Origin of the sequence: Arthrobacter sp. SAFR-023 (assembly GCF_051965295.1) — a bacterium.
GTDB lineage: Bacteria > Actinomycetota > Actinomycetes > Actinomycetales > Micrococcaceae > Arthrobacter.
The window spans coordinates 42,882-56,269 of record NZ_JBQCMF010000011.1 but is presented as its reverse complement, the minus strand read 5'-3'; the positions used below and the strand labels follow the sequence as shown (position 1 = coordinate 56,269).

At 66.9% G+C, this 13,388-nt stretch carries 13 protein-coding genes; 5 read left to right on the top strand and 8 right to left on the bottom strand.

Going from position 1 to position 13,388, the window contains the following annotated elements; genetic code table 11:
- From ACTHQX_RS13065 to ACTHQX_RS13055, 3 genes are all read right to left on the bottom strand, one after another.
- Positions 1–231 (bottom strand): DUF6480 family protein, encoded by a 231-nt coding sequence (locus tag ACTHQX_RS13065; RefSeq protein ID WP_236804985.1) that lies wholly within the window; start codon positions 229–231, stop codon positions 1–3.
- 34 nt (positions 232–265) lie between these two features.
- Entirely contained in the window at positions 266–697 is a 432-nt protein-coding gene (locus ACTHQX_RS13060) for an SRPBCC family protein (protein ID WP_236804984.1), read from the bottom strand.
- A 65-nt stretch (positions 698–762) separates the two neighbouring features.
- Entirely contained in the window at positions 763–1,632 is an 870-nt protein-coding gene (locus ACTHQX_RS13055; RefSeq protein WP_440157764.1) for an SGNH/GDSL hydrolase family protein, read from the bottom strand.
- Positions 1,633–1,870: 238 nt separating this feature from the next.
- On the opposite strand from ACTHQX_RS13055, the gene ACTHQX_RS13050 reads away from it, so the two are divergent.
- Together ACTHQX_RS13050 and ACTHQX_RS13045 are read left to right on the top strand one after the other, a co-directional pair.
- Entirely contained in the window at positions 1,871–2,596 is a 726-nt protein-coding gene (locus tag ACTHQX_RS13050) for a tyrosine-protein phosphatase (RefSeq protein WP_440157765.1), read from the top strand.
- Positions 2,593–4,794 (top strand): S1 family peptidase, encoded by a 2,202-nt coding sequence (locus ACTHQX_RS13045; protein ID WP_440157766.1) that lies wholly within the window; start codon positions 2,593–2,595, stop codon positions 4,792–4,794. The genes ACTHQX_RS13050 and ACTHQX_RS13045 overlap by 4 nt, the downstream gene beginning before the upstream one ends.
- Before the next feature lie 44 nt (positions 4,795–4,838).
- On the opposite strand, the gene ACTHQX_RS13040 is transcribed toward ACTHQX_RS13045, so the two are convergent.
- The 3 genes from ACTHQX_RS13040 to ACTHQX_RS13030 all read right to left on the bottom strand — a co-directional run bounded on the left by ACTHQX_RS13040 (position 4,839) and on the right by ACTHQX_RS13030 (position 6,494).
- On the bottom strand, positions 4,839–5,135 hold the full coding sequence (locus tag ACTHQX_RS13040) for an antibiotic biosynthesis monooxygenase family protein (protein ID WP_236804980.1): 297 nt from the start codon (positions 5,133–5,135) through the stop codon (positions 4,839–4,841).
- A 114-nt stretch (positions 5,136–5,249) separates the two neighbouring features.
- Positions 5,250–5,999 (bottom strand): ABC transporter permease, encoded by a 750-nt coding sequence (locus ACTHQX_RS13035; protein WP_440157767.1) that lies wholly within the window; start codon positions 5,997–5,999, stop codon positions 5,250–5,252.
- Between the two features lie 36 nt (positions 6,000–6,035).
- Positions 6,036–6,494: a PaaI family thioesterase gene (locus tag ACTHQX_RS13030; protein WP_440157768.1), complete on the bottom strand. Its 459-nt coding sequence runs from the start codon at positions 6,492–6,494 to the stop codon at positions 6,036–6,038.
- Positions 6,495–6,631: 137 nt separating this feature from the next.
- On the opposite strand from ACTHQX_RS13030, the gene paaZ reads away from it, so the two are divergent.
- Entirely contained in the window at positions 6,632–8,743 is a 2,112-nt protein-coding gene (gene paaZ / locus ACTHQX_RS13025; RefSeq protein ID WP_236804978.1) for a phenylacetic acid degradation bifunctional protein PaaZ, read from the top strand.
- Between the two features lie 158 nt (positions 8,744–8,901).
- Complete coding sequence (locus tag ACTHQX_RS13020; protein ID WP_111902543.1) at positions 8,902–9,309, top strand: VOC family protein; 408 nt, start codon at positions 8,902–8,904, stop codon at positions 9,307–9,309.
- A 98-nt stretch (positions 9,310–9,407) separates the two neighbouring features.
- On the opposite strand, the gene ACTHQX_RS13015 is transcribed toward ACTHQX_RS13020, so the two are convergent.
- Positions 9,408–10,241, bottom strand: a complete 834-nt coding sequence (locus ACTHQX_RS13015; protein ID WP_440157769.1) for a DUF427 domain-containing protein — start codon at positions 10,239–10,241, stop codon at positions 9,408–9,410.
- 68 nt (positions 10,242–10,309) lie between these two features.
- A complete protein-coding gene (locus ACTHQX_RS13010) occupies positions 10,310–10,939 on the bottom strand; it encodes a TetR/AcrR family transcriptional regulator (protein WP_440157770.1) in 630 nt (209 codons plus the stop codon).
- 252 nt (positions 10,940–11,191) lie between these two features.
- Between ACTHQX_RS13010 and ACTHQX_RS13005 the strand changes: the two genes are divergently transcribed.
- Entirely contained in the window at positions 11,192–13,378 is a 2,187-nt protein-coding gene (locus tag ACTHQX_RS13005; RefSeq protein ID WP_440157771.1) for a multicopper oxidase family protein, read from the top strand.
- The last annotated feature ends 10 nt before the right edge of the window (positions 13,379–13,388 follow it).

Below are 13,388 nucleotides of genomic sequence, written 5' to 3'. Positions count from 1 at the left end.
CTAGAGCAGTCCCACGAAGTAGCCGACGAAGAACAGCAGGCACAGCAGCACCACAATTCCGATGACGATCAGCACCGCCACCTGGGTTCCCCGCGGCGGTCCGCCCTCGTCGTGCCCCTGCGGTCCGCCGGTTGAAGCTTCAGCAGGCGGCGTTTCCCCGGGCGGTACTCCGCCGCCCGGTTCCAACCCGGTCAGGTGGTCTTCAAGGGGGTCGGGGTTCTGGCTGCTCATGGGGTCCTCCTGTGCTGAAGTGCGGCTGGGACGGTTACAGCGACTCGAGTTTCTGCCGAAGCCCGTTCAGGGCCGGATCGCGCAGCTTCATGAACTGCGGCTTGAGGAACGGCTGCAGCAGCTTGTAGGGCCAGTTGATGCTGAACTGGGCCGTGTACAGGATCTCGGAACCGGAACTGAGCGACCGCACGTCGATTGAGTCAAAGGCCACGAGATTGCGGTGCTCGCCCCGGAGCTTGATGTGGTTGTCGAAGAGCTCGATGACCTCATACTCGATGGGCTGGCGCTTGTCCCGGAACAGCGCCTCGGCATGGTAGCGGTGGCCGACGGCGACGGGCCCCTCGGTCAGCTTGTCCATCACCGCCGTGCCCGGGTCCCACTCACTGGTGTGTTCGAAGGCGGACAAGTAAGCGAACGCAGTCCGCGCCGGCAGGGAAGAACTGACAGTGCCCGAGACTGTGATCATGATCCCAGCCTAGCCACACGGGCCGGAGGGCACACCCCCGGCCGGCATTCGGAGCCAGCCTGCGGCTAGGGCACCAGCCCGGTGAGGGCAGGCACGTACCCGTAGCGGTAGCCTGTGGCGGTCGGGTGGAACACATCCCCCAGCCGATCGGCCGGCGCGCAGGTGTATGAGAGCTTGCAGGCCGGCAGGGGTCCGACGATCCAGGGATCGGCCGATCCGACGCCATGGTTGGTGAACTGGTTCGTGACGCTGACGTACTTCACCCGGTTGGCCAGCGCGGAGAGGGCGATGGTGCCGTTGAGGAGGTCCGCGGCGGAGTTCAAGGTGCGGACGGTGGTTTTCTGCTCCTCGGGCATCGAGGCGTTCGCCGTGAACAGCCGGGGGTATCCGGTCAGCACAATCCTGGCCCGGGGAGCGTACTTCTTGATCACTGCCACCATGGCCTTGATCTTGCCGGGGAGTTGGGGGAGCTTAACGGCCAGCGAATTCACCAGGGCGGCCTTGCAGATTGCTGTGGCGGTGGAGCCCGCGCATTGCGCAGCCGCAGTTCCAGCCTCGATGTCGTTTCCGCCCACCGTGACTGTGATGACGGAGGCGTTCGCCAGGTACGGCGCCGTGGTGCGGTTGTAGGCAGCAGCCGTCACGACGGCGGACACGTCTGCCGTGGTCGCCCCCGAACAGGCCAGGTTCTTACCGTGCAGCATGGTGGAATACGCCACCGCTGTTTGAACACAGTCCTTCGGAGTCCAGTCGGGCCCAGCCTGATATGCCCCGCCGCCGATTCCTGCTGCATAGGAGTCGCCAAACCCGAGGTAGATGGGCGGCGGATCGGCGGCTGTGGCGGGTGCGGCGGTAAGACTGGCGGTGAGCGCCAAAGCGGCCAGGGCGCCGGCCAGTCGGGCTGTGCGGCGTCGGATCGGTTCGTTGGTCAACACGATGAAACCCCCTCATTCAGGGAAAACCACGGAAACGGATGCAGGGAAGGCTGCGGAGAATCGGCAAGCGATGAGCCAGGCCTGCCGTGGGCGGCAGGCCTGGAAACGGACGGCGCAAAGCGGCGCTCATCGCCCTAGGGTATGCCCGCGGAAGGGTCCGGACGCTGGCACGCAGTACTCGTTTTTCCGCCGCGCGCTCCGGCACTACTTGCTTTAAGCCCTGCACCCGGACCGGAAGATGTGGTTAGCTGGCTGCGTGAATGCGAGCGGACAGGTCGGCTGGGACGGGGCAGTAAACGCCTGGCTGGTGGCCGGCTCCGTGTACCGGATGGGGCGGCGGGAATGGGTTACCGAGGCTGGCTGGAGGAAGGCCTACGGGGACGGCATCCGCACCATCATCGACCTCCGGAACGCCGCCGAACGCCAGCCCCGGCCCAGCGACCCTGACGTGGGCGTGGCGCTCGCCGCGTTCGACGTCGTGCACGCGCCCACGGAGGACCCGGACAACCTTGAGTTCAAGGCCCTCTGCGATCCGTACCTCAACGATCCCGCGCACTATGCCGCCAACGCCCGCCTGTTCCCGGACCGGCTGGCCGCCGTCTTCAAAGCGGTGGCCGCTTCCTCCGGTGGCGTGGTGATTCACTGTTCCGCCGGCCGCGACCGGAGCGGCATGATCGCGGCCATGCTGCAGGACCTCGCGGGTACAGGCGACTCGGAGATCGTCGCCAGCTACCAAGCCGCCATGCGCGGCATCAACGAACGCCACCGGACCATGTGGCCCCCGCACCCGCACGAACGCTACCTTGACGAGGAAACCCTCGCCCCGCTCCTGGAAACCCGCGGTGCCCGGGTTCTGGGCTTCGTGCGGCAGCTCAATACCCGGGAATTCCTGCTGCGGAACGGCGTCACCGAGCCTGAGCTGGAGCAGGTGCTGGCCGTCCTCGGCGCTAGGGTTGCCCTGTGACCTCTTCCACTTCCGGCCCTTTGCTCCGGCGCGCACTCGCCCTTGGGGCCGCGGCTGCGGTGGCGCTCGGTGCCCCGGTCGCGTCCGTGCCGGCTTACGCTGCCCCGGAAACCACGACGGCGGCGGTTGGGGCCGGCGCGGGCGCGTCGCCGGCGTCGCCGTCCCCTGCCGCCGATCCTGCCGGGGGTTCCGGAGGGCCGGGCACCGCCGCATTCCCAACAGCCCCGGCGGCCGGGGCGGCAACGGCGGAATTGTCCGGAGAAGGCCTTGCCGGCGCCGTTCTGCGGGACCTGGGCATGACCATGGCGGAATTCAACGCCGCAGGAGAGCAAGGCAAGCGAGCGGCCGCCGCCCTGCCAAGGCTCCGGAAGGCGGCCGGATTCGAATCAATCAGGCTGGACGGGGGCAGGATCCTGGTCGAAGGCACCGGCGCGGAGCTCGCCGACGCCGTGCGCGCACTCAACGACGCCGATGCCGCGTCCCGGCAGGAGTTCGTGCTGGTACGCTCTGAGGCGCCCGCCCCGGAGACCCCTTCCCCGCAATCCTCCCCGCTCCCGGTGTCCCCTGATTCTTCACCCACCCCGCCTGCCGCCGAGCCGGACAGCGCGGCGGCAGATCTCCGTGCGACGGGCATTGACCAGCTTTACCAGGCCTACCTCCGGGAAGTGGGACCGGCAGGCCTCCAGGCTGTGGCCGAGGCGAACGGCAAGTTCGTCATCCGCACGGGTGGTGTGAACCAGCCCGAGTCGAAGCCGCAGGCCCGGCGTGTTGCTGACAGCGACGGTCCTGCGGCCGCGATTGCTGGCACGCCCGGCGGGTCACACCTGTCGCCGTCGGAATTTGTGGAGCAGTATGCCAACGTGGTCCTGGAGAGCGGCGAACCTCTGGTTCGGGAGGAGGACTTCTTCGGCGGACAAGGCTACAGGATCGACGGCTGGGTGGCCTGCTCCGCCGGGTTCAGTGCCTTCAACGCTGAGGGCCTGCCCCTGGTCCTCACTGCCGGCCACTGCGCTGACGACGGCGCCGCGCGGCTCGCCGAGGTGACCCTGCCCGCCGGGGATCCCGCGGGCGGATCCGTGACCGACCCCGCCGTCACCGGAAAACTTGGAACGTTCGGGTTCAGCCAGTTTGGCGGCCCCGGGAACTCGCGGGTCACCGATCCGAAGAATCCCGGCACCCCCGGGAACGACATCGCCGTCATCGAGTCCATCCGAGCGGACCTGGATGCGCGCCCGGCTGCCGCCACCTGGGCGGATGCCGCCAATCTCGCAACCGGCTCAGTACCCATCGTGGGCGCGGCGGCGCCGTTCCAGGGGCAACCCGTCTGCCGTTCCGGACGGACCGTTGGCTGGTCGTGCGGAACTGTCGACGAGGTGGGGATTTACATCGTGGGCGGGGGCTCGGGGGACCCTGCAGACCTGCGTTCCTTCCGCGGACTGTTCTCCAGATCCGTGGAATCCAGCGGCGGCGATTCCGGCGGCCCCTGGATCAGCGGAAACTACGCCGTGGGCACACACTCCGCGGGTAACAGCAGCTTCTCCACCGAGAACTTCGCCGTGGCGGCAACACTTGAGGAGTCCATGGCGGTCCTTCCCGGCGTGCAGCTGAGGCTGTTTCTGAACAGGCCAGTCCTTGCCGGCGTCCTGCCTCCGGGGCCCATCAAAACCGGCCAGCGCGTCGCCGGCCGGCTCGCCGCAGCTCCGGCCACCGACGTGCCGGCACGAACGCAGGTCCGGGTGACGTTCCCCGGCAGCGAACCGTTCGACGTGGACGTGGACGACCAAGGAAACTGGGCCTTCACTGCACCCGCTCCGGCCGGCGAGTTCACGGCCCAGACGGTGAACGGCTTCAGCCGCTCCGGGCTGAGCACCTTCAGCACAGTGCCCGAACCGGCGGCGCCTGAATCACCAGCACCGGGCGGTGCCGGTGCCGGTGCCGGTGCGCCCAGCCCCGGCGGGTCACCGTCCGCGCCCCCGTCGGTGGCGGCCCAGGACCCCAAACCGGCCGGCCTTGTGCCCGCGCCGCAGCCGACGGTGGTGGCCGTGCTTCCTGCTGCAGTTCCGGACCCGGATTCACGGCCGACGATGCTCGCCGACACGGGGGTATCCGGTCTGACGCTCGCCGCTGCTGTAGCAGGCGCGGCCCTGCTGCTCGGCGGCCTGGTGCTGGTAGTCGTGCGGCGCCGCGGCAGGCGCTAGCCTCACGGCGACAGCGGAGCTGGGGCGGATGAAGCCGTGCCGGCTCAGCCGATTGTGGCGGCTTCGTCCAGCGTGTGCGGTTCGAAGTGCTCAATGATGTCGCGGATCGATGCGAGGCCCTCGGTGAACGCTGGCGACGCCCGCCACTGCTCGACCTGCTCGAGTGAGGCCCAGGGCCCGGTGCTGATGAAGCGGTTGGGCACATCCCGGTCACGCATCAGCAGGCCCCGGCCGCCCGGATAATCCTTGTGGGTCCTGTCGGCCATGTCCTTCCAGGCCTTTACGAAGTCGTCCTCGTGGCCCGGCTTCACGAGCCAGATACCCAATGTGTAGACAGACACATCCACCACCTCCATTGGTGTGCAGAGCGGATACCTGATTATCGTCCCGCACCGCAGCGCAGGGAAGACGCTGCTGGCTTACGCCACAGCCGGACTCCTACTTCGGCTGGGTTCCTACTTCAGCGGTGCCGGCCGCACGCGGACCGGGGCCAGCAAGGTGATGAGCATGATGGCGGTGACCGACCCGGCGGCGATGATCGAGGCCAGCACGACGATCTGGAACCGGCCCGCCTCCAGCGGTGAAAGCCCGCCGAAGATTGCGCCGACGAAGGCGCCCGGCAGCGTGACCAGGCCCGTCGTCTTGGTCTGGTCCACCGACGGAATGAGGGCGGAGTACACGGCGCTGCGTGCCATCTCGCGGGTTGCCTGCCGGGGAGAGGCGCCCAGGGCGAGCCAGCCCTCCACCTGGTCCCAGCGGTCGATCACCGCCTCGTTGAACCTGCGGCCCGCAAGCGCCGCGATCGCCATGGAATTGCCCACCACGATCCCGCCGATCGCCAGCGCGTAGCGGGAGGTGAGCTCGATGGCGCCGGTACCGAACACGATGGCCAGGGATGCGAGGATGCCGGCGGCCATCGAACCGGCCACGACGGCAAGGTGGCGCCAGGACCAGGCGAGGCGGCGTGCGGCGGTAAGGGTGGCGACCGTGAACATGACGGCCAGCGCCACGGCCACCCATTCGGCGCTGGCGATCACGGCGCCGAGGACCAGGCTGACCGCGGCGAGCTGCGCAGCGCCGCGGAGGATGGCGAGGGCCGGCGCGAAAGCATGCGGAACCCGGAAACCCTTGAGGACGGCAGCCGTCAGGACCATCAGGAGACCCACCGCGATTAGGGTGGGGGTCAGGCTGCCAAGCTCGGTCACCAGATCAGCCTAGCCGGGGTGCCCCCGCGTAGGACGTCAGGCCCTCGGGGCAAGCAGCAGGTTGGTGATCCGCATGCTGCAGAGCCGCTGCCCGGCGTCGTTGGTGATCAGTACTTCGTGCGTGGTCAGCGTGCCGCCAAGGTGGATGGGAGTGGCCGTGATGGTGATGACGCCGGTCCGGGCCGAGCGGTGGTGCGTTGCGGAGACGTCCACGCCCACGGCGGTCTTGCCCAGCGTGCTGGCGTGGATCACCGCAGCCCACGATCCCACGGCTTCGCCCACGGCCAGCGAGGCGCCGCCGTGCAGCAGGCCGAATGACTGCCGGTTTCCCTCCACCGGCATGGTCGCCACGACGCGCTCGACGGACTCCTCCACGATTCTCACGCCCATCTTCTCGTCCAGCTCGCCGAGGGTGATCTTCCACAGCTCTCCGGGCGTTGGGCCTTCGGGTGCTTTAGTGGCCGCCAGTTCTGCGTCGCGGGCTTCCGGCGTCATGTGCTCTCCTTGGGTCGTGTGGGGTGCCACTAGTGTGCAGCGGGGCTCATTCATGTACTGTAGACATATTACCGAACGGACGGTCAGTAATGTTCTGGCCGGATCAGATTTGTCCCCGTTGGAAGGACCCGTCAACGATGACCACCACCGCCACTGCCCCCGAGGCCACCCTGGACACCGTGCAAACCGTCCCCAGTTTCGTGCAGGACTCCTGGTGGACTCCCGACGCCGGCTCGGCAGCTTCCGCTGTTCCCGTCCGGGACGCCAGCACGGGGGAGATCCTGGCCAAGGTGAGCACCGACGGACTGGACCTTGCCGCCGTGGTGGATTACGGCCGCACCACCGGCCAAACGGAACTCGGCAAGCTGACCTTCCACCAGCGTGCCCTCAAGCTCAAGGAGCTGGCTCAGTACCTGAACGCGCGGCGCGAGCACTTCTACGCGTTCTCCGCGCAGACCGGCGCCACGAAGATCGACTCGATGATCGACATCGACGGCGGCATCGGCGTGCTGTTCACGTTCGGGTCCAAGGGCCGGCGTGAGCTGCCCAACGCCCAGGTGGTGGTGGACGGGCCCATGGAAGTGCTGTCCAAGGACGGCTCATTCGCCGGCGAGCACATCTATACCCGCATCCCCGGGGTCGCGGTGCAGATCAACGCCTTCAACTTCCCGGTCTGGGGCATGCTGGAGAAGCTCGCGCCCGCGTTCATCGCCGGCGTCCCCACCATCGTCAAGCCCGCCACGCCCACCGGCTACGTCGCCGCGGCCGTGGTGAAGGCCATCATCGAATCCAACATCCTGCCCAAGGGATCGCTGCAGCTGATTTCCGGCTCGGTCCGCGGGCTGCTGGACGTGCTGGACTACCGCGACCTCGTGGCCTTCACCGGCTCGGCGTCCACCTCGCAGTCCCTCAGGTCCCACCCGAACGTTGTGCTGGGCGGCGTGCGGTTCACGTCGGAGACCGACTCGCTCAACGCCGCCATCCTCGGCCCGGACGCCGTGGAAGGCACCCCGGAATTCGATGCCTTCATCAAGTCCGTGGTCACCGAAATGACGGTTAAGGCCGGGCAGAAGTGCACCGCAATCCGCCGCGCCATCGTGCCGCAGGAACTGGTGCCCGCCGTGGTTTCCGCCATCGGAGCCCGCGTGGAGCAGCGCGTGGTGCTCGGCGATCCCCGGGCCGAGGGGGTCACCATGGGCGCGCTCGCCTCGGTGGAGCAGCTCGCCGATGTCCGCGCCGCCGTGCAGTCCATGCTCGACGCCGGCGGTGAGCTGGCGTACGGAACGCTCGATTCGCCGTCGGTCACCAGCGCGGATGGCGCAACCGGCGTTGTGGAAGGCGGTGCCTTCATGTCTCCCGTGGTGCTCAGCTGGGCTGACGCCGACGCCGAGCCGGTGCACTCCCTGGAAGCCTTCGGCCCGGTGTCGTCCGTGATCGGGTACAAGGACATTCCCGACGCCGTCCGGCTCGCCGCCCGCGGCGGCGGTTCGCTGGTCGCCTCGGTCTGCACCAACGATCCGTCCGTTGCGCAGGAACTGGTCACGGGCATCGCCGCCCACCACGGCCGCGTGCTGATGCTGAACCGCGAGGACGCGCGGTCGTCAACCGGCCACGGATCGCCCGTCCCGCACCTGGTCCACGGCGGACCGGGACGTGCCGGCGGCGGCGAGGAACTGGGCGGCATCCGTTCGGTGATGCACCACATGCAGCGCACCGCCATCCAGGGCTCGCCCAACATGCTCACCGCCGTGACCGGGATCTGGCACACCGGCGCCGACCGCAACTTCACCGTGGACACCGAGGGCACGCACCCGTTCCGCAAGTCCCTCGAGACCCTGCACATCGGCGACGCTGTCCGTTCGGAACTGCGTGAGGTGTCGCTCGAGGACATCTCGGCCTTCGCGAACTCGACCGGTGACACGTTCTACGCCCACACCAACCAGGAGGCCGCGGAAGCCAACCCGTTCTTCCCGGGCATCGTGGCGCACGGCTACCTGCTGCTGGCCTGGGCTGCCGGGCTGTTCGTCGAGCCGGCTCCGGGTCCGGTCCTGGCCAACTACGGCCTGGAGAACCTGCGGTTCATCACTCCTGTGGCTGCGGGCGACTCCATTCGGGTGACCCTGACCGCCAAGAAGATCACCCCGCGCGAGACCGATGAGTACGGCGAGGTGGCCTGGGATGCCGTCCTGACCAACCAGAACGACGAAATCGTGGCCACCTACGACGTCCTCACCCTCGTGGAGAAGTAACCCCGACGCGCTATCAGATCCTGCAGAATTTCCCCGACGCTCCATCAGATCCTGCAGGGTTTTCCCGGACGTGTCCCCACTGGGCGCGGCCGGGCGGAATTTGCCCTGCTCTTTCGGGGTTCTCCGGGCGTAAAATGACCCGCGTAGGAGGTGGCGAAATGACCCTAGCACTGAGAACAGCCACTACCATCCTGCCTGTCGATGATCCGGACCGCGCCCGCGGATTTTACGCGGAAACGTTGGGCCTCCCACACCGTGGCAAGGCTGAGGATGGAAGCGATTTATTCGGCAACGCTGACGGCCCCATGCTGCAGCTGATGCCTGTAACTGACGGAAAGCACTCGGAGCACACTGCGTTGAGTTTCGAGGTCACTGACATCGAACGGACCGTCCAGGACATGGAGTCCAAGGGCGTTCGGTTCCAGGACTACGACCTCCCCGATTTGAAGACCGACCACCACATCTGTTCAACCGACGCCGAGAAATGCGCCTGGTTCATGGACACCGAAAACAACATCCTCTGCGTCCACGAAAGGCTCGGAACACAGGCTGAATATCAGCTCTGATCCGCCCACCGTTGCAGATTCCCAAACCCTTCCTCACCTAGGTGAGGAGGGGTTTGGTATTAGGCGGCAGGAGGTGGGAGAGGGTTGGTTTTGGCGTCTCAGGACCACGGGGTGACCGGGTGCTCCTGCGGTTCGCCGTCCACGGACACGTCCGCCCGCTCGTTGAAGAAGCAGACCAGGCCGTGGATCTGGCGGGCGTCGATGAACCGCGAGTCGTAGGCCCAGGCGATGTTCTTGCCCCGGGCCGACTCCGGAAAGCTCCAGTACTTGGCCTCGCCCTTATAGGGGCAGACGGTGCGGTGCGGGCTGGCCTCGAGCAGGTCCAGCCGGACGTCCTCGGGCGGGATGTAGTACCGCACGGGAAGCAGCGTTTCGTAGAGCAGATGGGCTCCGACCGTGTCCGCCAGCATCACGCCGTCGAGCTTCACCTCGATGCGCCGCAGCGTGGCACGGATGTCCACGCGGTGGAACGGGTCCCGCGGGTGGCCGATGATCTCCTCGTGGTCCTCGAACCAGTGGAAGGCGCCGAAATCCAGGATGACGTAGCCTTCCAGATCCGGATCCGAGGGCCGGAACGCTGCCCGGGGCACACTGAACGCGGATGCCACGACGTCGAGCTCCTCGCCCGCCGCAGTGTGCCGCCTGAACCCGGTCCGCGGGTCCAGGGCCGGCGGAGCCTCTGCCATCAGGCGGACCGGATACTCGTCCGGACCGGCGTCCGCATCAGCTCCAGGCGGCTCGAGCCGCGCCAGCAGATCCTTTTCGGGCACGGCGTAAACCGGGGTGACGCGTTTCGGTTCCCAGACCAGGAGGGCTTCCACAGTGTCGACGACGGGGCTTCCGTCGATGCCCGCACGGATCCTTTTGGAGGTGGGCTGGTACCGGAGATCAGGAAATGCGCCGAACAGAAGATCCGACAGTTTCGTGGCCATGCATACAATGTGGGCATCAGGGCGCCCGGCGTCAACGGCTAATTCGCCAACGCCTGTTCGCTAGCCTGTCAGGGCTTGGCATGCAGGCCGTCGAACGCCATGGTGATGACGTCGTCGGCCAGCTTTTCCGGCGAGAGCGAACCGCCCGGCTTGTACCACTCGACGATCGAGTTGATGGTTCCGAACAGGAGGCGGGTCACGGTGCGGGGATCTATGTCCTGGCGCAGTGACCCCTCGTCGCGGGCCGCGGAGATCAGCTCCGCCACCCGGTGGTCGAAGGCACGGCGGCGTTCCATGGCGTCCCGTTCGATGTCCGTGTTCCCGCGCAGCCGCAGCAGCAGCGTGACGAAGGGCAGCCGCTCCACCAGCACGGCGATGGTCTGGCGCAGCACGAACTCCAGCCGCGCGTCGGCTGCCCCGGAGGTTGCCCCCGGCTGCTCCAGGATGGCTTCCAGCCCGCCGAGCGCGTGGTCCAGGGCCAGCTTCAGCAGATCGCCCTTTGACGGCACATGATGGTAGATCGCCGACTTGGAGATGCCCAGGTTTTCGGCGAGGATGCCCATGGATGTGGCGTCGTAGCCGTGGCGGTTGAAGACCTCGACGGCGATCAGCAGCACCGACTGCTGGTCGTAGCCGGGACGGCCGCGCTTGGTGGGGGCTGCTGTGTTTGCTGCTGTGTTTGCTGCTGTACTGGGCATACGGGCTATTTTCTCATGAACGTTCGGTAATCCCGGCAGACCGCCAATTCGGAGGGTCTGCGCGGCGGGCCGTCAGCGTTTTCCCAAGGTCCGGATCCCACAGTTTTCTTTCGTCAGGGGAATCAGTGCGGCAAAGCTGACCAGCGGGACAAGGAGGTCCCGGTGGTCGGCGTTCGGTCTCAGAACCACATATTGGGATGACCGCCGGGGCGATGCGTTTGGCATGTGCCCCGGGCCAAGGAGGCACTGAGCATGTCTGAAAAAACAACATCAAACGGGCTGGGACGCCGCGCGCTGCTGCGCCTGGGTGCGGCCGGAGGAGCCGGAGCGGCGCTCGCGGCCGCACAAACCTGGGCCGGTCCGAGGCTGGCTCAGCGAGGGCTGCTGTCGCCCGACGGCGCATTCGCCGCCACATCCACAGCCCTGAGTGACGAGTTGTTCTACATCGAAAAATACCCAACGAGTCCGCTGATCCTCGCGCCGTTCCGTGACGCGCTGCCCATCCCCAAGGCGCTGGCCCCGGTGCCGCGGTCGGTCTATAGCTCCTGGCGGAATCCGCCGGGGCCGGGGCCGGGCCAGCAGAACTCGCTGCGCAACGACCAGCATCAGTTGTGGCCCAGTCGGATCGGCTATCCGGACCCCATTGTCTACAAGATCGACGTGTTGCTGCGGACCCATAGGTTCACGACGTCGCAGGTGCTTGCGATCGACTCGGACGGCAATCCGACGCGGTCATACGACTCACTCGGCCGAAGGGTCGATGCCGGCATCAAGCGGACGTTGCCCCCGAGCACGATCTACGGTTTCAACGGGACCTTCCCCGGCCCGATGATCAACGCCGAATACGGCAGGCCGGTGCTGGTGCGGTTCGAAAACCATCTGGACGAGAACCCGCTGAACCTGGACCGCCAGGACTTCGGGTCACCGGACTGGTCCTTCCTGACCCACCTGCATAACGGCCACACTGCCCCGGAGAGCGACGGCAACCCGCACTACTCCATGGTGAGCGGGCCGAAGCACCCGGGCTACCTGCCAAAGATGTTCGTGGACAACCTCTACCTGAACTGGCCGGCCGGCGGCGACGACCGCGAGAAGCAGAGCTTCTTCTGGTTCCACGACCACCGGATGGACCACACCGGCTCCAACGTCTACAAGGGCATGGTGGGCCTGTACCCGATCTATGACCCGAAGTACGGCACGGACATGGGCGACGAGCGCCAGGGGCTGCGGCTGCCCGGCGTGCGAACCAACAACCCGGACGGGTCCTTCGACGTCAAGTACGACATCCCGCTGGCCTTCTACGACTGCCGGCTGGACGACGGCGAAACTGTGCACAAGGACATCCACGACGTGCAGAACGAGTTCCCGGCCGCGAAGAACCCGGCCGAGCATCCGGAGTGGTGGGGCAAGACCTTCTACAAGCACTTCCCCAATCACGGCTTCGTGGGCGACATCTTCACGGTCAACGGCACCGCGTCGCCGGTACTGGAGGTAAAGCGGCGCAAATACCGCTTCCGCTTCCTGGATGCTTCCGTCGCGAGGATCTACGAGTTCAAGCTGATGAGCTCTACCCAGGGACCAAAATCGTCGGCGTCCCTGGGCTACCAGGACGACGAACTCGACGGCCAGTACCGCATCCCCGACGCGCAGCAGTGCATGCAGTTCACCCAGATCGCGTCCGACGGCGGGCTGCTGCCAGTGCCGCTCAAGCGCGACTCCTTTGAGCTGTGGCCGGCCAAGCGCCGCGAGGTCATCATCGATTTCACCCGGTACCAGGACGGTACGCCCACCACGAAGGGCGACGTCATCTACCTCACCAACGTGATGAAGATGCCCAACGGACGCATGTGGTCCAACTCGTCCCGCTTCTCGCCGGACCCGAAGTACAAGGTGCCGGTGCTTAAGTTCGTGATCGGCGACAGCGCCCCGGATGACAGCCTGATCCCCACGGCCCTCCGGCCCCTTCCGCCGCTGCCAAGCAACTGGCAGACCATGCTGGACAACAGGATGGTCTTCGAGGTGAAGCGCGGCAGCCTGGGAGGGGAGACCGAGTGGCTCATCAACGGCAAGCCCTTTGACCCGGCAGCGGTGGCGGCGAGCCTGAGAAATCCCGCCGGCCGCGCACCCCTGGCCCAGCAAAGGAAGGGCAGCTTTAATCTGTGGGAGGTCCGCAACGGGGGCGGCGGCTGGGTCCACCCGTTCCACCTGCACATGGAGGAACACCGGACGGTCATGCGCAACGGCAAGGACGTTACCCGGGGTGGCGACAAGTCGCATCCCGATGACGTGTCCAAGGAAGACCTGGTGGCCCTCGATCCCGGCGAGTCGACGATCCTCTACCGGGGCTTCCGCGACTTCGTGGGCCCGTACGTGGCGCACTGCCACAACCTGGCACACGAGGACCACGCCATGATGTTCGGCTGGTCGATCACGCCATGACCGTCCGTTG

Bases quoted from the DNA above. Each gene is read 5' to 3' on its own strand.
- ACTHQX_RS13005 (WP_440157771.1), top strand. From the start codon at position 11,192: ATGTCTGAAAAAACAACATCAAACGGGCTGGGACGCCGCGCGCTGCTG.
- ACTHQX_RS13065 (WP_236804985.1), bottom strand. From the start codon at position 231: ATGAGCAGCCAGAACCCCGACCCCCTTGAAGACCACCTGACCGGGTTG.
- ACTHQX_RS13020 (WP_111902543.1), top strand. From the start codon at position 8,902: ATGACCCTAGCACTGAGAACAGCCACTACCATCCTGCCTGTCGATGAT.
- ACTHQX_RS13030 (WP_440157768.1), bottom strand. From the start codon at position 6,494: ATGACGCCGGAAGCCCGCGACGCAGAACTGGCGGCCACTAAAGCACCC.
- ACTHQX_RS13050 (WP_440157765.1), top strand. From the start codon at position 1,871: ATGTGGTTAGCTGGCTGCGTGAATGCGAGCGGACAGGTCGGCTGGGAC.
- ACTHQX_RS13010 (WP_440157770.1), bottom strand. From the start codon at position 10,939: ATGCCCAGTACAGCAGCAAACACAGCAGCAAACACAGCAGCCCCCACC.
- ACTHQX_RS13060 (WP_236804984.1), bottom strand. From the start codon at position 697: ATGATCACAGTCTCGGGCACTGTCAGTTCTTCCCTGCCGGCGCGGACT.
- paaZ (WP_236804978.1), top strand. From the start codon at position 6,632: ATGACCACCACCGCCACTGCCCCCGAGGCCACCCTGGACACCGTGCAA.
- ACTHQX_RS13015 (WP_440157769.1), bottom strand. From the start codon at position 10,241: ATGGCCACGAAACTGTCGGATCTTCTGTTCGGCGCATTTCCTGATCTC.